Genomic DNA, 19,124 nt, shown 5'->3' with positions numbered 1-19,124 from the left:
CGTCTGTACGGAGGATGTCATGACTATGTTCTTTCCAGGTTCCGGCCGCGGCCGGCGGCTGGGTGCTGCCGTGCTGCTGCAGGCCGCGCTGATGCCGCCGGCGGCGCTCTGCCATCCGGGGGCGCCGCATGCTGCGCCGGCATCGCCGCCGGCGCTTGCGCGCAGCGCCGGCCTGTACCGCCCCGCGGCCGCGCCGATTGCGCTCACCCGCGCCGACGGCAAGCGGGTCTCCCTGGCGGATGAACTGGCCTTCGACGGTCCGGTGCTCCTGAATTTCGTGTTCACCACCTGCTCGGCGGTCTGTCCGATCGCCAGCCGGACCTTCGCCGAAGTACAGGCGAAACTGGCGCACGGTGAGCGCGTCCTCATGATCTCGATCTCGCTCGATCCCCTGAACGACACCCCGGCGGTGCTGCGGGCCTATGCCCGGAAGTTCGGCGCCGGTCCGGACTGGCGCTTCTATACCGGCAGCGTCGATGCCAGCGCAGCCGCGCAGAGCGCCTTCGACCTGTATCGCGGCGACAAGATGAACCATGCTCCGGTGACGCTGGTGCGCCCGGGACACGGCGGCGCCTGGGTGCGGCTGGAGGGCTTCCCGAGCGCCGCACAGCTCCTCGACGAGCTGAGGGCGGCACCGGCCGTACGCGTGGCCGGCGCTGTCGCAGTAGGGGAAATACGGTGAATCCTGTAGGCGGAAATAGGGTTCGCCGTCTAGGGGCGCATACGGCGTGATTTAGTACATTGGCTGCATGCCGATCCACAAAAGCGGGCCTGTCATGCATCGCCGTCCTTACCGTCAAGACCGTCGCGTAGCGTTCGCCGGCACCAGGGTGCCGCGATGAAGTTCGACGCCAAGGTGATCCGCGGCGGCGCCGATATCGCGATCCTCGACATCGACGCCGTCGACCGCGACGACGCCCTCCGGCAAGTGGCGGGACAGGGACTGGTCCTGCTGTCGCTGCGGGCCAGGGCGGCCTGGCGGACCATGCCGGGACGCCGCGCGCCGCGCTTCCCGCTCGCCCTGTTCAGCCAGGAGCTGCTGGCGCTGCTCCGGGCTGGCCTCGCCGTCGTCGAAGCCCTGGAGACCCTTGCCGACAAGGAAAGCCGGCCGGAAGTGGCGCGCGTGCTCCGGCGAATCGTTGGGCTCCTGTACGAAGGCCGGCCGCTGTCCTATGCCATCGAGCACGGCGGCGCGGCGATCCCGCCCCTGTACGTCGCCACCTTGCGCGCCAGCGAGCGCACCGGCGCGCTGGAAGAGGCGCTCGGCCGCTACATCGAATACCAGGGACAGGTCGACCGCCTCCGGAGCCACCTGGTGGGCGCCTCGATCTATCCGGCAGTCCTGGCCGTCGTGGGGGTGCTGGTGACGACCTTCCTGATGATGTACGTGGTGCCGCGCTTCAGCATGGTCTACGCCGACATCGGCGGCGAGCTGCCCTGGGCCTCGCGCCTGCTGATGGGGGCAGGGCGGTTCCTCGGCGAGAACCGGCTGGCTATCCTCGGGTCCGCCGGCGCCTGCCTCGCCGCCGCCGCCTACGCCGCGCGCCTTGGTCCCGTCAGGGCCTGGTGCCAGCGGCGCGTGTGGAAACTGCCGGCGCTCGGCGAGCGCCTGCGGCTGTTCTACCTGTCGCGGGTCTACCGCACCCTCGGCATGCTGCTGCGCGGCGGGCTGCCGGTCGCGACCGCGCTGCCGATGGCCGGCGCGCTGCTGCAGACGCAGATGCGCGCCCAGTTGGCCAGGGCGGCTGACCATATCGGCGAAGGACATGCGATCTCGCTGTCCATGGAGCGCTGCGGTCTGACGACCCCCGTGGCGGCGCGCATGATGCGGGTCGGCGAACGTACCGGCCAGATGGGCGAGATGATGGAGCGGATCGCCGGATTCTACGAGGAAGAGCTGGCGCGCTGGATTGAACGCTTCACCAAGCTGTTCGAGCCCATCCTCATGATCGTCATCGGCGCCATGATCGGCGGCATCGTGGTCTTGATGTACCTCCCGATCTTCGACCTGGCGGGGAATATCCAATGAGCGTGCCCGCCGTCGACGCCAGGTTCTCGCCCGCCGAACTGCGCGAAGCGCGCCGCCAGGCGGAGGGGGCACGCGGGCGCGCCATCGAAATCCTGGAAGAGCGGGCGGCGCTGCCCCCGCAGCAGTTCCTTGGGCAGCTTGCGCTGACGCTGGGCTATGTGCCGGTCGATGCCGCCACGCTGTCCGGCTTCCAGCCGCTGTTCGACCTGATCGGCTTTCGCGACGCGGGCGAACGCCGCTGCATCGCCATGCGCGACGCCGATGGCGCGCTGCTGGCGGTCACCGCCGATCCGCTCGATGCCGGCCTCGCGGGATGGGTCGAGACGCGGCTGCCGGCAGGGTTTTCCTGGCGGCTGGCGCATCGCCTCGACCTGCAGGCCTTCCTCAGCCGCTACGAGGAGACCCTGCGCGCGATGGACAGCATGGTGCCGGCTGCCGCCGCTCCGCAGCCGGCCGCCGAGGCGGACGACCTGAGCTTCAAGCGCATCAGCGAGCATGCAAGTCCGGTGGTCAAGCTGGTCGATTCGACCCTGTACGATGCGGTCAGGATCGGCGCCAGCGACATCCACCTCGAAACGGGGCAAGCCGGCCTGTCGATCAAGTATCGTGTCGACGGCGTCCTGACGCTGGCCGCGACCCTGGCCGGCGCCGACCAGGCCGAGCAGATCCTGTCGCGGGTCAAGGTCATGGCAGAACTCGACATCGCGGAGCGCCGCGTGCCCCAGGATGGCCGCTTCAAGGTCACGGTGCGCCAGCGCCAGGTCGACTTTCGGGTGTCCATCATGCCGAGCATCTTCGGCGAAGACGCCGTGCTGCGGATCCTCGACAAGCAGACCCTGTCGGACCAGATGCGCGGACTGCGGCTCGACAGCCTCGGCTTCGATCCCGCGGCGGTCGCCATGATGCGACGCCTGTCCGGGGTGCCGTACGGGATGGTGCTGGTGACCGGGCCGACCGGCAGCGGCAAGACCACCACCCTGTATGCCGCGATCGCGGAAATCAACCACGGACTCGACAAGATCATCACGATCGAGGATCCGGTCGAGTACCAGCTTCCCGGTGTGCTGCAGATCCCGGTGAACGAGAAAAAGGGCCTGAGCTTCGCGCGCGGACTGCGCTCGATCCTCCGCCACGACCCGGACAAGATCATGGTGGGCGAGATCCGCGATGCCGAGACGGCGCAGATCGCGGTGCAGTCGGCCCTGACCGGGCACCTGGTGTTCACCACCGTCCACGCCAACAATGTGTTCGACGTGATCGGGCGCTTCATGCACATGGGCGTCGATCCGTACAGCTTCGTCTCCGCGCTGAACGGGGTGATCGCGCAGCGCCTGCTGCGTGTGAACTGCCCCGCCTGCGCCCGGCCGGTGGAGCCCGACCCCGTGCTGCTGGCCGAATCCGGCATCGACGACGCCGCCGGCGCGCGATTCATGGCGGGACATGGCTGCGGCGAATGCCGGGGCACCGGCTTCAGGGGCCGCCGCGCGATCGGCGAACTGCTGCTGTTGAACGACGAGATCCGCGAGCTGATCGTCGCCCGCGCGCCGCTGCGCCTGATCCGCGAAGCGGCGGAACGCAACGGTACGCGCCAGCTGCGCGACATCGCGGTCGGGATCGCCCTAGCCGGCCATACGACCCTGCAGGAGATCAATCGTGTCACCTTTGTCGTTCGTTGAGTGGGATATCCGGATCGGCCACGCCGCCGTCATGGTGCGGCGCCGCCGGGCCAGACTGGGCTTGCGCGGCTGGCAGCGCAGCGACAGCGTTGGCCTGGCGCCATGCGAAGGCCCGGATCGCGGCGCGGGCGCCGCATGGCCGGCCGCGCTGGACGGGCTGCTGCAACAGCTGGGACAGGCGCGCGCGCCGGGAGCACGCGCCCGCGTGGTCCTGTCCGACAGCATGGTGCGTTACGCGGTGGTGCCATGGAATCCGGCGCTCGCAGGTGTTGAGGAGGAAGCCGTGTTCCTGCGGCATCGCTTTGGCCAGCTCTACGATGCCGGCACGGCAGAGTGGGATATCCGCGTCGACCGCCAGCATGGCGAACGCGCGCGCATCGCCAGCGCCGTCGACCCGGCCCAGCTCGCGGCGCTCGGAGAGCTGTTGCGCGCACGCGGCATCCGCCTGCGTTCGGTGGTGCCGGCGCTGGCCGATACCGTCGGCCGCCACCTGTCCAGGCTGAAGGAGCCGGCCGGCTGGCTGCTGTACCACGATGCCGGGCTCCTGTCGATGGCGCGCTGGGAGGATGGCGCCTGGATGTGCGCGCGCAGCTTCCGCGTCGACCACCGTTGGCGTGCCGTGCTGCCGGCGCTGCTTGCCCGCGAGGAGTGCCTGCACGACGGGCAGCGCGAAGCCGCCGCCGTCTACATCGAGGACGCCAGCGGCGCCGCTGGCGGCATGCCGGAGATGCAGGGCTGGCGCGTCCAGGAGCTGCGCGCCGCGGAGCGCGCCGGGGAGGGCGCATGACGCGCGTGCACGCGCTCCGGCTGGATCATGGCCGCCGCATGCCGTCCTGGCTTCGCGCGCCGGCGCTGCTGCTCGCCGGCGCCCTGGCCGGCTGCGGCGCCCTGGCCTTGTATGCGTTCCAGTTGGCGGATACCGCGGCCGATCTGCAGCAGCGCGCGCAGGAGCGCGAACGGGCGGCCAGCGCCACGCCGGCGCCGCGGCGGACGCCGGTGCGCGGCGCCGACGCGCTGGCGGAAGAACGCCTGGCCGGACAGGTGCGCGCCGAACTGGCGACGCCCTGGGAGCGGCTGTTCGGCGCGATCGAAGGCGCCGCCGGGCCCGACGTCAGCCTGCTGTCGCTGGCGCCTTTGCCGGGCCGCGGGCAACTGAACCTCGGCGGCGAGGCCCGCAACATGGGAGCGCTGCTGGCATTCCTGAAGCGGCTGCAGGGAGGCGGCGCGTATTCCAGGGTTTACCTGCGCGAACACCATGTCGACCCGGCGGACCCCCAGCAGCCGGTACGGTTTTCGATGGAACTGAAATGGGAGCGAGGGACATGAACAAATCGATGTCCATGGCCGGCCTGCGGTTCGCCACCCTGGCGGGCAGGCCGGGTGCGCTCTGGCGGCGGCTGCAGCGCTACCGGACGAGGTTGGGACAGCAGGGAACCGCGGCCGTGCTGCTGGCGTCGATCGGGGCCGGGATTTATTTGCTGTCGATCGAACCTTCGCTGGCGCTGATCGTCGACGCCCGGCAGCGCCTGGCCGTTCCCCAGCGCAGGGCGCCGGCCGCCGCGGCGCCGGCGCCGCAGGCTCCGCTGGACCAGCTGCAGGCCGCGCTCGCGGACGAAAGGCAGTTTCCGGACAGGCTGGACCAGCTGGTGCAGTATGCGGGAGAGGCCGGCCTCCTGCTGAACGACGGCGCTTACGCGGTCGCCCGGGAGGCGCACGGCCAGGTGGTGCGCTACGAGGTAACGCTGCCGCTGCATGGCAGCTACCCGCAGGTCCGGCGTTTCGCCGCCGCGGTGCTGGCGCGCGAAAAGGCCGTGGCCCTGGTCGACGTCCAGTTCCGCCGCGCCAGGATCAGCGACCCGGCGCTCGAAGCCGTAGTCAAGCTGGCCTACTTCATGAGGGCTTCGCCATGATCGCCGGCCTGCGTCTTCACCGCCCTGCGTTGCGCGGACTGGCGCTCGCCAGCCTGCTGGCCGCATGCTGGCAGCCCGAACGGCAGGTCGTGCAGGTTTCCGAAGCCGCGCCGGCCGCCCCGAAGCATGCCGTCGCCGCCATCGCGCCGCCGGCGACGAGCGCCCGGGCTCCGGCCGCCGCGCCGCTGCCCGCCGCGCTGCGGCCAGGCCCGGCCCCCTTGGAACCGGCGCCTGCGCCGGCGGGGGCCAGCACGGCCGACCCCTTTGCCGCGACCTCGTGGGCGCCGCCGCCTGCGCCGGCGGTGGCCGCCGCCGCCCCGCCGCCTGCGCCCGCAGCCGCCGCCGTACCGCCGCCGGCCCCGGCGGCGCCGCCGAATCCCTTCGTGTATGTAGGCAGCTACCAGGACGGTCCGCGCCAGACCGTGATCCTGCTGCGCGGCGAACAGCTGCTGCTGGTCCAGCAGGGCGATACCATCGACCACGCCTACCGCCTCGACAGGATTGCGCCGGGCGGCCTGGTGATGACCTATCTGCCGCTGCAGCTGCGCCAGTCCCTTCCAATTGCCGATCCGGTTTAGACAGCTTGCCATGATGACTTCCTCCGCCCGCCGCCTGACCGTCCTGTGCAGCACCGTTGCCCTGCTGCTGGGCGGGTGCGCCGCCGAGCGCCTCCAACGCGAAGGCATGGAACTGATCGGATCGGGCAAGCCCGAGGAAGGCTTGCGCAAGCTCGACGAGTCGAGCGCGATCGAGCCCACCAATGCCAGCTACCGCGCGAACCTGCTGCGCCAGCGGGCCGAGATCACGGCTGCGCTGCTGGAGCGCGCCGATGCCGAACGCGCGGCCAACCACGACCAGACCGCGCGCGAACTGTATGCCAGGGCCTTGCGGATCGCACCGATGGACCGCGGCGCGCGCGCCGGGCTGGACGCGCTGGAGCGCGCGCAGCGCCATGCGGGGTGGCTCGAAGCGGCCGCCGCGGCGTCGAAGAACAACGACTTCGACGCCGCCCAGACCTATCTTCACCGCATCCTGCTGGAAGACGAGCGGCACCCGGGCGCGCTGGCACTGAAGCGGCAAATCGACGAGCAGCGCGCGAACATCCTGGCATCGGGCACCGGCCTGAACGCCAAGTTCCGGCGCCCGGTGTCGCTGCAGTTCCGCGACGCGACCCTGAAAGTGGTCTTCGAAGCACTTGCCCGTTCCAGCGGGATCAATGTCCTGCTCGACAAGGAGGTCAAGGCCGACACCAAGATCTCGATCTTCGTCAAGGACATCGCGGTGGCCGACGCGGTCGACCTGATCCTGTTGCAGACCCAGCTGGAGAAGAAGCTCCTGAGCGACAACACCATCCTGGTCTACCAGAACACCGCGGCCAAGATCAAGGAATTCCAGGACCTGAAGATCCGCAGTTTCCACCTCGTTAACGCGGACGCCAAGCAGCTGGTCACGATGATCAAGACGCTGCTGAAGACCAAGGACATCTTCGTGCATGAGAAGACGAATTCGATCATCATGCGCGATACCCCGGACGTGATCGAACTGGCCGGGCGCCTGGTCGAGGACCAGGATATCGCCGACCCCGAGGTCATGCTCGAGGTGGAGGTGCTCGAGATCGCGAGGTCGAAGCTGTCCGAGATCGGCGTCAACTATCCGTCTGCGCTGAACTTCTCGCTGCAGGCCAACGGACTCAATGCCGGCTTGCCGGTCGAGGCCTTCAGGCATCTCAATGGCGATAACATCGTCGTCAGCCCGGTTCCGGCGATAACGCTGAACATGTTGTGGCAGGACGGCGATTCGAACCTGCTGGCCAGCCCGCGGATCCGGGCGCGCAACCATGAGAAGGCGAAGGTCATGATCGGCGACCGCGTGCCCGTCATCACGAACGCGATCACGCCGGTGTCGACCGGAACGCCGGTGGTGACCGGCAACGTGCAGTATCTCGACGTCGGCCTGAAACTGGAGGTCGAGCCGGAAATCCACCTGGACAACGATGTCAGCATCAAGGTGAATCTCGAAGTGAGCTCGATCGTCAAGGAGGTCCAGAACACGGTGTCGGGCACGCTCGCCTACCAGGTCGGCACGCGCAACGCGACCACCGTATTGCGCCTGAAGGACGGCGAGACGCAGATCCTCGCAGGCCTCATCAACGACGAGGACCGCGACAGCGCAAGCCGGGTTCCTGGCCTGGGGAGCCTGCCGGTGCTCGGGGCCTTGTTCTCCAGCCGGAAGAACGACAGGCGCAAGACCGAGATCGTGCTGTCGATCACTCCGCACGTGGTCGGCAGCAGGCGCAGCGCGGACGCCCGCAACGCCGAGTTCTGGGCCGGCACGGAGGCCACGCCGCGCAACGGCAGCCTGATGGCGCGCTCGTTCGGCCAGGTCAGCACGTCGACGACCGGCGGGGCGCGCCCCGGGCCGCATACCGCGCTGGTTGCCGGCCAGCCCTCGGCGCCGCCGGCGCCGGCCGTGCCCTCTGGACAGCCGGTGGTCCTGACCTGGCAGGGCCCGAGCCAGGCCAAGGTGGGAGAAAAGCTCAGCGTCACCCTGAATGCCCAGAGCGCGCAGGCGCTCAAATCGCTCGCCCTGACCCTGGAGTACGATCCGGCGGTCCTGCGTCCGGTGGACGTGAGCGAAGGGAACTTCGTCAGCCAGGGCGGCACGCCGTCGCAGTTCACGAAGAACCTGGGAGCGGGTAACGGGCAGATCGCGATCGCCCTCGCCAATCAGGGACCCGCAGGCTCCAGTGGCGCCGGCAGTGTCGTCAGCGCTACGTTCGAGGTCATCTCCGCCGCGCCGCAGACCCAGATCAAGGCCGGCAGCCCGGCCGGCACGGACGCCGGCGGCCAGGCCGTCCCGGTCAACGCGAGCGCGCCGCTGACCCTGGAGACTTCGCTATGAGCCGCGGCTTCACCCTGATCGAAATGGTCGTCACCCTGGCGATCGTCGGGCTGCTGGCGAGCGTCGCCTTCCCGATGGCGGAACTCGCGGTCAAGCGCGAGCGCGAGACGGAACTGCGGCGCACCCTGGTCGGCCTGCGCGAAGCGATCGACGCGTACCACCGGGCGGTCGAGGAAGGACGGATCGTCCGTCCGGCACGCAGTTCCGGCTATCCTCCCAGCCTGGCGGTCCTCGTGGAAGGCGAGCGCGATGCGTCCGACCCGAACGGCAAGGCGCGTCTGTACTTCCTGCGCAGTATTCCGCGCGACCCGATGGCGACCGATCCCGCCCTCGACAACGATGCGACCTGGGCGAAACGGGCGTATGCGAGCAGCGCCGACGAGCCGCGCGAAGGCGATGACGTATTCGATGTGCATTCGCGCAGCGAAGCGACGGGCATCAATGGCGTGCCCTACCGGCTATGGTGACGAGCGTGAAACCCTCCAGGGGCCGCGCGTACGGATTCACACTGGTCGAGCTGCTGGTCGTGCTGAGCATCATCGCACTGCTGCTGACGATCGGAATCCCGCGCTACTTCCACAGCCTCGATTTGTCGCGCGAGCAGGTGCTGCGCGCTAACCTGGCCTCCTTGCGCCACGTGCTCGACAAGTATTACGAGGATCGCGGCGTGTATCCGGAATCGCTGGACACGCTGGTCAGCGGTCATTATCTGCGCGCGGTTCCGGTGGATCCGCTGACAGGAAAGAGCGACACCTGGGTAGTGGTGCCGCCGGATACGCCGGAGAAGGGTGGCGTTGCCGACCTGCACAGCGGCGCGGTCGGCAAGGCGCTCGACGGCAGTGCCTACGGAGACTGGTAATGGCAAACATGCGCAGACCAGGCAAGCCCACCGTCCGGCACGGCGGATTCGCCTACCTGCTCGTCATGATGATGATCGCCGGGACCGGGCTCGCTCTGGCCAAGTTCACGGATGGGTGGCATGATAGTGCGCAGCGCGAGCGCGAGAAGCAGTTGCTGTTTGCAGGGCACCAGATCCGAAACGCGATCGTCCATTACTACGAACATGCGCCGCCGCAGGCGCCGAAGTTTCCCATGTCGCTGGCGGACCTGTTGCGTGATCCGCGCCAGCCGAACACGGTCCGGCACCTGCGGGAAGTCTACCGCGATCCGATGACGGGAAAGGATGATTGGGGTCTCGTGAAAACCGCTGCCGGGGAGATCATGGGCGTGTACAGCCGTGCTCCGGGCGAACCGCTCAAGCAGAACAATTTCGCGCTCGCCGACCGTGCCTTCGCCGGCGCGCGCACCTACGCGGAATGGGTATTCGTGTTTTCGCCGGGACGCTACACCGCATTGCCGCCGCAACCCGCAAGGCCATAAGAACGGGAGATCACATGGAAAAGACCGGAAAGATTCTGATCGTCGAGAACCATGCGCTGCTGCGCGCGGGGATGCGCTCCCTGATCTCGATGGATCCGAACCTGGAAGTGGTGGGCGACCTCGGAAATGCGCACGATGCGATCGCGGCGCTGCGAACCCTGACGCCAGACCTGATCCTGATGGATATCTCGATGCCCGGCATGAGCGGCATCGAAGCCGTCATCGATATCAAGAAGCGCTACCCGCGCATCCGGATCATCATCGTCACCATCCACCGGGCGGACGAGTACATCCATTCGAGCCTGCGCGCCGGCGCCGACGGCTACCTGCTGAAGGATGCGACACACGAAGAACTCCAGGTGGCGATCCGCAGCGTGCTGTCGGGGAAGACCTACCTGAGTCCCGACGTCTCCGGCGAAGTGATACAGCGCTACCTGAACGCGGGGCGGGAAGCGACGCCGACGCCGCTCGGTGAGCTGACCCACCGCGAGCGCCAGGTCCTCAAGCTGATCGCGGAAGGCCACACCAACAAGTACATCGCCGACTACTTCACCCTCAGCGTCAAGACGGTCGAAAAGCACCGGTCGAACCTGATGCAGAAGCTGAACATGCATAACGCTTCGGCGCTGACGGCCTTCGCGATCGACCAGGGGCTGCTCGGCCACACATTCGGCGACCACTGAAATACAGGCTTTCCCCGATTCCGGCAATGCAGCACCCTGCGTATAGTCTGGCGTATCGACGCGGGAGCCGGGTTCATGGGACGATATGGGAGTTTTGTCGCAGCGTACGTGCTCGCCGGCGCAGTGCCGGCCGCGAACGCCGACGTCTACACCTACGTTGGAAGCGACAAGGTCATCGTGCTCACCAATTCCAGGCCGCAGAACCAGGCGGCCGAGGTACTGGTGGCCGAGCGTCCTGTGCCGGCGCTGCCACCGGACCGGCAGCCGGGCGCCGCAGGGAAGCGTTCGCGCTTCGACGGCACGATCGATGCGGCCGCGCGGGCATTCGGGCTCGATGGCGCGCTCCTGCATGCAATCATCGCCGTTGAATCCGGATACAGGGTGCAGGCGCTCTCGCCGCGAGGCGCCGCCGGTTTGATGCAGCTGATGCCGGACACCGCGAGGGATTTCGGCGCCGCGGACGTCTTCGATCCGGTACAAAACATCAACGGCGGCGCACGCTACCTCAGATATCTGCTCGACAAATACGACAACCAGCTCGATATCGTCCTTGCGGCCTACAACGCGGGCGAGAAAGCGCTGCTCAAATACGGCAGGAAGATACCGCCCTTCAAGGAGACGATACGGTATGTCGAGCAGGTGCAGTCTCGCTACCGGCGCAACCGCAGCGCGCAGGAGACGGCAGGCGCCGAGACGCCGTCGGACCGCTAGCTGGCCGCTATTCACCATTCATTCCAACAGGAGCAGTCATGCAAGCGTCAAGGCCGCCCGCCGACGTTGAGGTGGTCGTTTACAAGGTGGGAGCCCGGGCCGCCGCGATGCTGGCGGCAGGAGCCGGCGTACGGGTGCTGCCGCTCGGCCCTGGCGGCGAGATGCCGCCGGGGTCGGGCGAGGCGCCGCAGGTCCTCCTGATTGGCCTGGAAACGGTGACTCTGTCCGAGCTGGCTACGGCGATGGCCAGCGCGCAATCCGTGGGCGCGGCCGTCATCGGGCTCAGGACGCCGCGCGGCGGCCATGCGGATCGCGCCATACCGCTCCTGGGACTGGAGCATGTGCTGGAGGTCCCGGAAGACTGCGTTGGCATGTCGGCGGAAGATTTGCTTGCGCGCATCGCCGATCGCGCCCGGCCTGGTCCGAATGTGCGCAACTTGCTGTTCGACGATGTGCTGCGCGCAGCCGTCGAGCAGGTCACGCCGCGGATCGCGGCGCGTGCGCATCGCATCGTCGTCGCGGCGCCAGCCCGTGGCCAGGTAGTCGATGGGAACTTTACCCAACTGGTGCAAGTCGTTGCCTATCTCATCAACAACGCCTCGAAAGCCACGCCGGAGGGCGGCACGATCCGCGTGTGGGTGGAAACCCGGGGCGCGATGCTGCGTTGTACCGTCTCGGACCGCGGGACCGGCACGGCGCCCGCTTTGCCCGGGCCTGCCTTCGAGCCGTTCGCGATCGGCGTCGGGCTAAAAGCGGTGCGCGAGCTCACCGAGAGTCATGGCGGCACGCTTGCCGCATACAGCACCGGCACGCGATGCGGCAGCTTCGTGCTCGAGCTGCCGCTGGCTTGAATGCCTTACAGCCGCGCCTGATTTAACAATTACTTCACGAATAAGACCGAGCAGTACGACGCGCTGCTCTGCGACAGCGTGCGAATCCGCTGATCCGTCATTCGTGCGTCAGCGCGACGGGAAAGGCGTTATGTTACGAATATATCAATAAATATGCCTCAAAAAGGGGAGGGCTATGCGGATTCGGCGTCTGTTGATGCACGCCGTGCTGGCGGCTGACATCACAGGAGGAAAGCAGGCGCAGGCCAAGCCGAGCAAGGACGGGGAATGGCCGATGGCGGCCCGGGATCATGCGAAAGCCCGTTTCAGCCCGCTGGACAACATCAGGACGACGGCCGCCACGCGGCGGGCCGCGGCAATATGGGGCCGGCGCTGATGCTGGTGGCGCGCATGCGGTCGATGAGCGCGCAATCGATTGGTTCGGTCGCGCCCAGGCGCAGCGACACGCTGCAGGCGGCCGAGCCGGTCCGGAAAGCCATCCCTGCGGCGGAGCAGTGCAGATGAGCGCGGCCTTCTTCGATCCCCAACCCCTGCAGGACGCGCTGCATACGGCGGGCGTCCAGGCCGACCACATCGGCAGTCTGTGGAACCTGACCCTGGGCCTGTGCACGCTGGTGTTCGTGCTGGTGCTGGGCGCCTGCCTGTTCGCGCTGTGGCGCGCGCCGCGTGCGGAGGCGGGCACGGCGCCGGACCTGAGGTCGCTGACCCAGCCCGAACGGCGCACCTGGCGCACCATCAAATGGGCGACCGCCGCGGCGACCGTCGGCCTGGTGGCGCTGCTGGTCGGCGACGTGCTGACCAGCCGCGCGCTGGCGCGCATGCCGCTGCGGGACGCCGTCAACATCGAACTGGTCGGCCACATGTGGTGGTGGGAGGCGCGCTACCGCGACCCCGACCCTGCCCGCGAGTTCTCCACCGCGAACGAGCTGCACATCCCGGTCGGGCGGCCGGTGGTGGTGACCCTGCGCAGCGAGGACGTGATCCACAGCCTGTGGATTCCTAACCTGCAGGGCAAGAAGGACCTGATCCCGGGCCGCACCGCGACCCTGCGCCTGCGCGCCGATCGTGCCGGCAGCTACCGCGGCCAGTGCGCCGAGTTCTGCGGCCTGGAGCACGCGATGATGGCGCTGCTGGTGGAGGCCGAGCCGAACGAGCGCTACGAGGCCTGGGCCGCCGGCCAGCGCCAGCCGGCCGCGGCGCCCGCCGACGCGCTCGCACAGCGCGGCCGCGAGGTCTTCCTCTCGAGGTCCTGCGCGAGGTGCCACACGATCGCCGGCACCGCCGCCAACGCGCGCCTCGGCCCCGACCTGAGCCACCTGGCGAGCCGCCGCACCATCGCCGCCGGCATGTTCCCGAACAACCGCGGGCACCTGGGCGGCTGGATCGCCGATCCGCAATCGCTCAAGCCGGGCGTGAACATGCCGGCCAATAAGCTGCCCCCCGACGACCTGCAAGCCCTGCTGGCTTACCTGGAGACCCTGAAATGACCCTCCGCGGCGATACCGACCGGCCGGCCCTGGGGACCTGGCCCGACCCTGCGGGCCCCGGCCTGCCGCCGGGCGCCGCGCAGGCCCTCGAACAGACCTGGAGCGATCCGCCCGGCATCATCGGCTGGTTCTCGGCGATCAACCACAAGACCATCGCCAGGCGCTTCATGGTCACCACCTTCATCTTCTTCCTGCTCGGCGGCCTGCTGGCGCTGGCGATCCGCCTGCAGTTGGCCCGGCCGGACGGCAAGCTGCTCGGCGCCGACCTGTACAACCAGGTCTTCACGATGCACGGCTCGACCATGATGTTCCTGTTCGCGGTGCCGGTGATGCAGGCGGTCGCGAGCTACCTGGTGCCGCTGATGATCGGCGCGCGCAGCCTGGCCTTCCCGCGCATGAACGCCTTCGCCTGGTGGATCTTCACGATGGGCGGGATCATGCTGTACGTCGCCTTCTTCCTCGACATCGGGCCGGATGCCGGCTGGTTCGCCTACGTGCCGCTGTCCGGCCCGCAGTACTCGCCCGGCAAGCGTGTCGATTTCTGGGCCCAGATGATCACCTTCACCGAGCTGTCGGGCCTGATGGAGGCGATCGTCCTGATCACCACCATCCTCAAGATGCGCGCCCCGGGCATGACGCTCAACCGCATGCCGCTGTTCGTCTGGACCGTGCTGGTAACGTCCTTCATGATCCTGTTCGCGATGCCAGCCGTGATGCTGTCCAGTACCGCCCTGATCACGGACCGCCTGGTCGGCACCCATTTCTACAATCCGGACAAGGGCGGCGACGCGCTGCTGTGGCAGCACCTGTTCTGGTTCTTCGGCCACCCCGAGGTCTACCTGATCTTCATTCCGCCGCTCGGCTTCATCTCCAGCATCATCGCCACCTTCTCGCGCCGGCCGGTGGTCGGCTACCCGGCGATGGTGCTGGCCCTGATCGGCACCGCCTTCCTCGCCTTCGGCCTGTGGGTCCACCATATGTTCGCGACCAACCTGCCTGAGCTGGGCAAGACCTTCTTTACCGCGGCCAGCCTGATGATCGCGATCCCGACCTCGGTCCAGATCTTCTGCTGGATCGCGACGCTCTGGCTGGGGCGCATCAACTTCAAGACGCCGCTGCTGTTCGTGCTGGCCTTCTTCGCGATCCTGCTGCTGGGCGGCCTGACCGGCCTGATGCTGGCCTCGGTCTCGCTCGACTACCAGCTGCACGATACCTACTTCGTGGTCGCCCACCTGCATTACGTGCTGCTGGGCGGCGCCGTGTTTCCGCTGTTCGGCGCCTTCTATTACTGGTTCCCGAAGTTCACCGGCCGCATGCTGAGCGAGCGCCTGGGCCGCTGGAACTTCTGGCTGTTCTTCATCGGCTTCAACGTCGCCTTCTTCCCGATGCACGTGCTCGGACTGCAGGGGATGCCGCGCCGGGTCTACACCTATCCCGAGGAGATGGGATGGGGCCAGCTGAATCTGCTGGCGACCGCGGGCGGCGCCGTCATCGCACTCAGTGTGCTGCTGTTCATCATCAACGTGCTGCACAGCCGCCGCTACGGGGCGCTTGCGCCGAGCGACCCCTGGGGCGCCGGCACGCTGGAATGGAGCGTGCCCTCGCCGCCGCCGATGGCGAACTTCAAGCTGGTGCCGGTCGTGCATGGCCGCTACCCGCTGTGGCAGGCGCCGCGCGAGCCGCTGCACGTGACCGGCCTGGCGAACGATTACCGCGAAGTCCTGGTCACCTCCGTGGCCGACGCCAGGGTCGATCACCGCCTGTGGCTGCCGAGTTCCACCTACTGGCCCTTCCTGGCGGCGGTGGCGACCACCATCCTGTTCGTCGGTTCGATCTTCACGCCCTGGGCCGTGGTGTGGGCGGCAGTTCCCGTGGCGATCGCGACGACGGCCTGGTTCTGGCCGAAGCGCGACATCGTCGGCGAGCGCGTCGATTCGGAGCTGTTGCCATGAGCCCGCAGGTCAGCGGCCAGGAGCCGCGCGACCCGCATACGGACGGCCGCCTGGTCGAGGAAGGCCGCGTGCTCGACATCTCGACCCTGCCGACCTTCGCCTTCGGCCACCGCAGCCCGATGTGGTGGGGCACCATGGGCCTGATGCTGATCGAGGGGACGGTGTTCGCCCTCACCATCATGAGCTATTTCTACCTGCGCAGCCACGCCGCGACCTGGCCGATGTCGACATTCCCGCCGGATCTCATCTGGGGCAATATCAACACCGCGGTGATGCTGGCCAGCGCGATTCCGAACCACTTCGCCAAGCAGGCCGCCGAACGGCTCGACCTGCAGAAAGTGAGGCTGTGGCTGGTGGTCTGCCTGGTGTTCTCCTTCGTGTTCCTGGGCGTGCGCGCGCTGGAATTCACGACGCTGAACACGCGCTGGGACAGCAACGCCTACGGTTCCGTGGTCTGGATGCTGATGGGCCTGCACACTACGCACCTGATCACCGACGCCTACGATTCCGCGGTGCTGACGACCCTGACCTTCACCGGGCCGATGGAGGGCAAGCGCTATGTGGACGTGAGCGAGAACGCGGCCTACTGGTACTTCGTTGTATTGAGCTGGCTGCCGATCTATGCCGTTGTCTATTTCGGAGCGCGATACTGATATGGGAAACTGGCCGGCCCTGCTGGTGGCGCCATCGCTGGCGCTGACGAACCTGGCGGTGACATATGCGCTGGTCACGCCCTCGTGCGCGCGCCAGAGCATGCTGGCGCCGCATCTGGCGAGCGCGTGCTTCCTGCTGGCCTGCGCCTGGATGAGCTGGAGCGCCTGGCGCAACTGGCGCGCCGCACGCGATGGAGACGGCCGCGCCGGGCAGCCGACGGCCGGAGAAACCGACGACGCGCCCGACCGTGCACCTTTCCTGGCGCTGGTGGCGACCATGGTCGGGACGCTGTCCTGCCTGGCCGTGCTGGCGATGTGGTTTCCGCAATGGGTGCTGTCGCCATGCGCAAGCTGACGCCGCTCTGCCTTGTCCTGGCGCCGGCTTGCGCTTTTGCCCACGACGTCGAGGGCCAGTACACGGCCGCCGACGCGCTGTCCTGGGGCGCCGAGCCCTGGGTGCTGTTCCTGCTGGCGCTGGCCCTGGTCCTGTATGCGGTGGGCCTGCGCCGCCTGTGGCCGCGCTCGCGCCAGTCGCGCCGCCCGCTGGCGCGCCAGGCCGCCTGGTTCGGCGCCGGATGGATCGCGCTGGCCCTGGCGCTGGCCTCGCCGCTGGATTCGGCCGGCAGCTTTTCCTTCGCCGCCCACATGGTCCAGCACGAGTTCCTGATGATCGTGGCGGCGCCCATGCTGGTGCTGGGGCGTCCGCTCGGGATCTGGGTCTGGAGCCTGCCCGCGGGCTGGCGCCGGCGCACCGGTTCGGCCACCCGCAACGCGGCCGTGAGCGCCGCCTGGGATGCGCTGACCCGGCCGCTGAACGCCTGGCTGCTGCATTTCGCCGCGCTATGGATGTGGCATGTCCCCGCCACCTTCCAGGCCGGCCTGGCCAGCAACAGCGTGCACGCGCTGCAGCATGCGAGTTTCCTGTTCTCGGCCCTGCTGTTCTGGTGGGCGGTGCTGGGCCGCCAGGGCGGCGCGCAGGGGAAGGGGGCGGCGGTCGTCTACCTGTTCACGACCATGATGCATACCGGCGCCCTCGGGGCGATGTTCACGATGTCCGAGACGATCTGGTATCCCTACTATGGCAGCAAGGCCCAGGCCTTCGGCTTGACGGCGCTGGAAGACCAGCAGCTCGGCGGCCTGATCATGTGGATCCCCGGCGGCCTGGCCTATGTGGCGGCCGGTCTGGTGCTGTGCGCGCGCTGGCTGGCGCGCACGCCGCAGGCTTCGGCGGCGGGAAGACGGCCATGATGAGACATGCAGGCTTCCTGTTCCTGCTGGCCGCGCTGGCCGGCTGTTCGAAGCAGCCGCCCGCTTACGATCCGCTCACCGGCGGCAATCCGCGCACCGGCCAGCAGCTCATGGCGCGCTACGGCTGCGCGGCCTGCCACGAGATCAAGGGTATCGCCCATGCCGACAGCAAGGTCGGGCCCTCGCTGACCGAGATCCGCGACCGCGGCTACGTCGGCGGCGTGCTGCCGAACAGCGCCGGCAACCTGATCAAGTGGATCGTCCATCCGCGCGCCTACAGCCCGAACACAGCGATGCCCGAGCTGGGCGTGAGCGAAGCCGAGGCGCGCGACATGGCGGCCTATCTGTACAACCAGTAAGGCGAGGGAAGCGATGTTCGAACTGGTCGAAGGGCAGGTACGCAACGCTGTCGAGTGGCTGCGCCTGCTGGTGGAGGCGCTGGGCGCGCTCGTGATCGCGGCGGGGGTGCTGATTGTCGTCGTCTCCCTGGTCCGGCACCTGCTGGCCGGGCGCGGCAGCAGCTTCGTGCCGATCCGGCTGGCTTTCGCACGCTACCTGACCCTGGCGCTGGAACTGCAGCTGGCGGCCGACATCCTGTCGACCTCGGTGGCGCCGACCTGGGAGCGGATCGGCAAGCTGGCGGCCATCGCGGTGATCCGGACCGCGCTCAACTACTTCCTCGGCAAGGAGCTGAAGGACGAGCAGGCCAGCGACGAGCCCGCGCTGCAGGGAAAACAGGTCGCGGGCGGCCGGGACTGAGCATGGCGGCGCCGGCCGCGGATTTGGTACACTGCGTCTTTTGCACCTCTCCACGATGTCCGCACCGCCCGAGCTGCGCGCAGGCGCACTGATCTCCCTGCTTGAAACGGACCCGCGCCGCAAATGCGCGGGCGTGGCGGCCCTGGCGCACGCCCACGCCGAAGGCAGCCTGGCCGTCGATCCCGCCGCCGCCCTCGACCCGGCGGGAAGCATTCCCGGCCGTCCGGACAAACCCGAGCTGGTGCCGCCGCGCCTGGTCGGGCGCCGTTCGATGGTCACGCCCGAGGGCCGCGCCATGCTGGTCCACGCCCTGGCCCACATCGAGTTCAACGCCATCAACCTGGCCCTGGACGCGCTCTGGCGCTTCCCCGGCATGCCGCCGGCGTACTACGCCGACTGGCTGCGGGTAGCCAGGGAAGAGGCTTATCACTTCTCGCTGCTGGACGCCCACCTGGCCACGCTCGGCCATGGCTACGGCGACTTCCCCGGCCACGACAGCCTGTGGGAGATGGTCGCGAAGACCAGCGGCGACATCCTGGCGCGCATGGCCCTGGTGCCGCGCACGCTGGAGGCGCGCGGACTGGACGCGATCCCGCCGCTGCGCGCCAAGCTGGCCCAGGCCGGCGACCTGGCCGCCGCCGAGATCCTGGACATCATCCTGCGCGACGAGGTCGGCCACGTCGAGATCGGCAACCGCTGGTATCTGCAGCTGTGCGCCGCGCGCGGCCTGGACCCGGTCGGCACCTACGAGGCGCTGGCAGTCGAATACAAGGCGCCGCTGCTGAAGGGGCCGTTCAACCTGGAGGCGCGCCGCCGCGCCGGCTTCACGGAAGCGGAACTGGCGCGCTACCGTGGCGACAGCGTTTCCTTCGACGCCTGAGAAT

Annotated in this window: 23 protein-coding genes; 22 read left to right on the top strand and 1 reads right to left on the bottom strand. The window is 68.4% G+C overall.

Going from position 1 to position 19,124, the window contains the following annotated elements; genetic code table 11:
- The first annotated feature begins 19 nt into the window (after nt 1-19).
- From AM586_RS03370 to AM586_RS03305, 14 genes are all read left to right on the top strand, one after another.
- Nucleotides 20-682, top strand: coding sequence for an SCO family protein (locus AM586_RS03370; RefSeq protein ID WP_082439620.1), 663 nt, complete (start codon nt 20-22; stop codon nt 680-682).
- 156 nt (nt 683-838) lie between these two features.
- Complete coding sequence (locus tag AM586_RS03365) at nt 839-2,029, top strand: type II secretion system F family protein (RefSeq protein ID WP_047825765.1); 1,191 nt, start codon at nt 839-841, stop codon at nt 2,027-2,029.
- Nucleotides 2,026-3,705 carry a GspE/PulE family protein gene (locus AM586_RS03360; RefSeq protein WP_047825766.1) on the top strand — a complete coding sequence of 560 codons (1,680 nt, stop codon included), beginning with the start codon at nt 2,026-2,028 and terminating at the stop codon, nt 3,703-3,705. Before AM586_RS03365 ends, AM586_RS03360 begins: the two co-directional genes overlap by 4 nt.
- Complete coding sequence (locus AM586_RS03355; protein ID WP_156328235.1) at nt 3,683-4,492, top strand: hypothetical protein; 810 nt, start codon at nt 3,683-3,685, stop codon at nt 4,490-4,492. The genes AM586_RS03360 and AM586_RS03355 overlap by 23 nt, the downstream gene beginning before the upstream one ends.
- Nucleotides 4,489-5,031 (top strand): hypothetical protein, encoded by a 543-nt coding sequence (locus tag AM586_RS03350; RefSeq protein ID WP_052234026.1) that lies wholly within the window; start codon nt 4,489-4,491, stop codon nt 5,029-5,031. The genes AM586_RS03355 and AM586_RS03350 overlap by 4 nt, the downstream gene beginning before the upstream one ends.
- Nucleotides 5,028-5,615, top strand: a complete 588-nt coding sequence (locus tag AM586_RS03345; protein WP_060566909.1) for a hypothetical protein — start codon at nt 5,028-5,030, stop codon at nt 5,613-5,615. The genes AM586_RS03350 and AM586_RS03345 overlap by 4 nt, the downstream gene beginning before the upstream one ends.
- The gene (locus AM586_RS27970) at nt 5,612-6,193 is read left to right on the top strand and encodes a hypothetical protein (protein ID WP_060566907.1); all 582 of its coding nucleotides are present in this window, start codon (nt 5,612-5,614) and stop codon (nt 6,191-6,193) included. Before AM586_RS03345 ends, AM586_RS27970 begins: the two co-directional genes overlap by 4 nt.
- Nucleotides 6,194-6,203: 10 nt before the next feature.
- Complete coding sequence (locus tag AM586_RS03335; RefSeq protein WP_047825342.1) at nt 6,204-8,516, top strand: cohesin domain-containing protein; 2,313 nt, start codon at nt 6,204-6,206, stop codon at nt 8,514-8,516.
- Entirely contained in the window at nt 8,513-8,983 is a 471-nt protein-coding gene (locus tag AM586_RS03330; protein ID WP_047825341.1) for a type II secretion system protein, read from the top strand. Before AM586_RS03335 ends, AM586_RS03330 begins: the two co-directional genes overlap by 4 nt.
- Before the next feature lie 5 nt (nt 8,984-8,988).
- On the top strand, nt 8,989-9,375 hold the full coding sequence (locus AM586_RS03325) for a type II secretion system protein (protein WP_307164502.1): 387 nt from the start codon (nt 8,989-8,991) through the stop codon (nt 9,373-9,375).
- Entirely contained in the window at nt 9,375-9,896 is a 522-nt protein-coding gene (locus tag AM586_RS03320) for a hypothetical protein (RefSeq protein ID WP_047825339.1), read from the top strand. Before AM586_RS03325 ends, AM586_RS03320 begins: the two co-directional genes overlap by 1 nt.
- Nucleotides 9,897-9,910: 14 nt before the next feature.
- Nucleotides 9,911-10,579, top strand: a complete 669-nt coding sequence (locus AM586_RS03315) for a response regulator transcription factor (RefSeq protein WP_047825338.1) — start codon at nt 9,911-9,913, stop codon at nt 10,577-10,579.
- A 108-nt stretch (nt 10,580-10,687) separates the two neighbouring features.
- The gene (locus tag AM586_RS03310) at nt 10,688-11,290 is read left to right on the top strand and encodes a lytic transglycosylase domain-containing protein (RefSeq protein WP_197416453.1); all 603 of its coding nucleotides are present in this window, start codon (nt 10,688-10,690) and stop codon (nt 11,288-11,290) included.
- A gap of 38 nt (nt 11,291-11,328) precedes the next feature.
- Nucleotides 11,329-12,141 carry a sensor histidine kinase KdpD gene (locus AM586_RS03305; protein WP_047825336.1) on the top strand — a complete coding sequence of 271 codons (813 nt, stop codon included), beginning with the start codon at nt 11,329-11,331 and terminating at the stop codon, nt 12,139-12,141.
- A gap of 323 nt (nt 12,142-12,464) precedes the next feature.
- Here the strand turns inward: AM586_RS03305 and AM586_RS27965 are convergent, their stop codons facing one another.
- Nucleotides 12,465-12,620, bottom strand: a complete 156-nt coding sequence (locus AM586_RS27965) for a hypothetical protein (protein ID WP_156328218.1) — start codon at nt 12,618-12,620, stop codon at nt 12,465-12,467.
- A 21-nt stretch (nt 12,621-12,641) separates the two neighbouring features.
- Between AM586_RS27965 and coxB the strand changes: the two genes are divergently transcribed.
- Genes coxB through AM586_RS03260 form a run of 8 tightly spaced genes read left to right on the top strand, consistent with a single transcriptional unit; the run spans nt 12,642 to nt 19,120 of the window.
- Nucleotides 12,642-13,628, top strand: coding sequence for a cytochrome c oxidase subunit II (gene coxB, locus AM586_RS03295; RefSeq protein WP_197416452.1), 987 nt, complete (start codon nt 12,642-12,644; stop codon nt 13,626-13,628).
- The gene (gene ctaD, locus AM586_RS03290) at nt 13,625-15,580 is read left to right on the top strand and encodes a cytochrome c oxidase subunit I (RefSeq protein ID WP_082439619.1); all 1,956 of its coding nucleotides are present in this window, start codon (nt 13,625-13,627) and stop codon (nt 15,578-15,580) included. Before coxB ends, ctaD begins: the two co-directional genes overlap by 4 nt.
- The gene (locus tag AM586_RS03285) at nt 15,577-16,233 is read left to right on the top strand and encodes a cytochrome c oxidase subunit 3 (RefSeq protein WP_109370417.1); all 657 of its coding nucleotides are present in this window, start codon (nt 15,577-15,579) and stop codon (nt 16,231-16,233) included. Before ctaD ends, AM586_RS03285 begins: the two co-directional genes overlap by 4 nt.
- 1 nt (nt 16,234) lies before the next feature.
- Nucleotides 16,235-16,588, top strand: a complete 354-nt coding sequence (locus AM586_RS03280) for a hypothetical protein (protein WP_047825334.1) — start codon at nt 16,235-16,237, stop codon at nt 16,586-16,588.
- Nucleotides 16,561-17,481, top strand: coding sequence for a cytochrome c oxidase assembly protein (locus AM586_RS03275; RefSeq protein ID WP_047825333.1), 921 nt, complete (start codon nt 16,561-16,563; stop codon nt 17,479-17,481). The genes AM586_RS03280 and AM586_RS03275 overlap by 28 nt, the downstream gene beginning before the upstream one ends.
- Nucleotides 17,478-17,840 carry a cytochrome c family protein gene (locus tag AM586_RS03270; RefSeq protein ID WP_047825441.1) on the top strand — a complete coding sequence of 121 codons (363 nt, stop codon included), beginning with the start codon at nt 17,478-17,480 and terminating at the stop codon, nt 17,838-17,840. The genes AM586_RS03275 and AM586_RS03270 overlap by 4 nt, the downstream gene beginning before the upstream one ends.
- A 13-nt stretch (nt 17,841-17,853) precedes the next feature.
- Nucleotides 17,854-18,240: a DUF1622 domain-containing protein gene (locus AM586_RS03265; protein ID WP_047825332.1), complete on the top strand. Its 387-nt coding sequence runs from the start codon at nt 17,854-17,856 to the stop codon at nt 18,238-18,240.
- A gap of 55 nt (nt 18,241-18,295) precedes the next feature.
- Nucleotides 18,296-19,120, top strand: a complete 825-nt coding sequence (locus tag AM586_RS03260; protein ID WP_047825331.1) for a ferritin-like domain-containing protein — start codon at nt 18,296-18,298, stop codon at nt 19,118-19,120.
- Nucleotides 19,121-19,124: the final 4 nt, after the last annotated feature.

It is taken from the genome of Massilia sp. WG5 (genome assembly GCF_001412595.2).
In the GTDB taxonomy this organism is placed as follows: Bacteria; Pseudomonadota; Gammaproteobacteria; order Burkholderiales; family Burkholderiaceae_D; genus Telluria.
Note: the sequence above shows the minus strand (reverse complement) of the source record. Positions and strands in the feature narration are given on the sequence as shown.

Bases quoted from the DNA above. Each gene is read 5' to 3' on its own strand.
- AM586_RS03345 (WP_060566909.1), top strand. From the start codon at position 5,028: ATGAACAAATCGATGTCCATGGCCGGCCTGCGGTTCGCCACCCTGGCG.
- AM586_RS27965 (WP_156328218.1), bottom strand. From the start codon at position 12,620: ATGGCTTTCCGGACCGGCTCGGCCGCCTGCAGCGTGTCGCTGCGCCTG.
- AM586_RS03370 (WP_082439620.1), top strand. From the start codon at position 20: ATGACTATGTTCTTTCCAGGTTCCGGCCGCGGCCGGCGGCTGGGTGCT.
- coxB (WP_197416452.1), top strand. From the start codon at position 12,642: ATGAGCGCGGCCTTCTTCGATCCCCAACCCCTGCAGGACGCGCTGCAT.
- AM586_RS03335 (WP_047825342.1), top strand. From the start codon at position 6,204: ATGATGACTTCCTCCGCCCGCCGCCTGACCGTCCTGTGCAGCACCGTT.
- AM586_RS03270 (WP_047825441.1), top strand. From the start codon at position 17,478: ATGATGAGACATGCAGGCTTCCTGTTCCTGCTGGCCGCGCTGGCCGGC.
- AM586_RS03280 (WP_047825334.1), top strand. From the start codon at position 16,235: ATGGGAAACTGGCCGGCCCTGCTGGTGGCGCCATCGCTGGCGCTGACG.
- AM586_RS03315 (WP_047825338.1), top strand. From the start codon at position 9,911: ATGGAAAAGACCGGAAAGATTCTGATCGTCGAGAACCATGCGCTGCTG.
- AM586_RS27970 (WP_060566907.1), top strand. From the start codon at position 5,612: ATGATCGCCGGCCTGCGTCTTCACCGCCCTGCGTTGCGCGGACTGGCG.
- AM586_RS03285 (WP_109370417.1), top strand. From the start codon at position 15,577: ATGAGCCCGCAGGTCAGCGGCCAGGAGCCGCGCGACCCGCATACGGAC.
- AM586_RS03350 (WP_052234026.1), top strand. From the start codon at position 4,489: ATGACGCGCGTGCACGCGCTCCGGCTGGATCATGGCCGCCGCATGCCG.
- AM586_RS03330 (WP_047825341.1), top strand. From the start codon at position 8,513: ATGAGCCGCGGCTTCACCCTGATCGAAATGGTCGTCACCCTGGCGATC.
- AM586_RS03265 (WP_047825332.1), top strand. From the start codon at position 17,854: ATGTTCGAACTGGTCGAAGGGCAGGTACGCAACGCTGTCGAGTGGCTG.
- AM586_RS03305 (WP_047825336.1), top strand. From the start codon at position 11,329: ATGCAAGCGTCAAGGCCGCCCGCCGACGTTGAGGTGGTCGTTTACAAG.
- ctaD (WP_082439619.1), top strand. From the start codon at position 13,625: ATGACCCTCCGCGGCGATACCGACCGGCCGGCCCTGGGGACCTGGCCC.
- AM586_RS03320 (WP_047825339.1), top strand. From the start codon at position 9,375: ATGGCAAACATGCGCAGACCAGGCAAGCCCACCGTCCGGCACGGCGGA.
- AM586_RS03360 (WP_047825766.1), top strand. From the start codon at position 2,026: ATGAGCGTGCCCGCCGTCGACGCCAGGTTCTCGCCCGCCGAACTGCGC.
- AM586_RS03365 (WP_047825765.1), top strand. From the start codon at position 839: ATGAAGTTCGACGCCAAGGTGATCCGCGGCGGCGCCGATATCGCGATC.
- AM586_RS03260 (WP_047825331.1), top strand. From the start codon at position 18,296: ATGTCCGCACCGCCCGAGCTGCGCGCAGGCGCACTGATCTCCCTGCTT.
- AM586_RS03275 (WP_047825333.1), top strand. From the start codon at position 16,561: ATGGGTGCTGTCGCCATGCGCAAGCTGACGCCGCTCTGCCTTGTCCTG.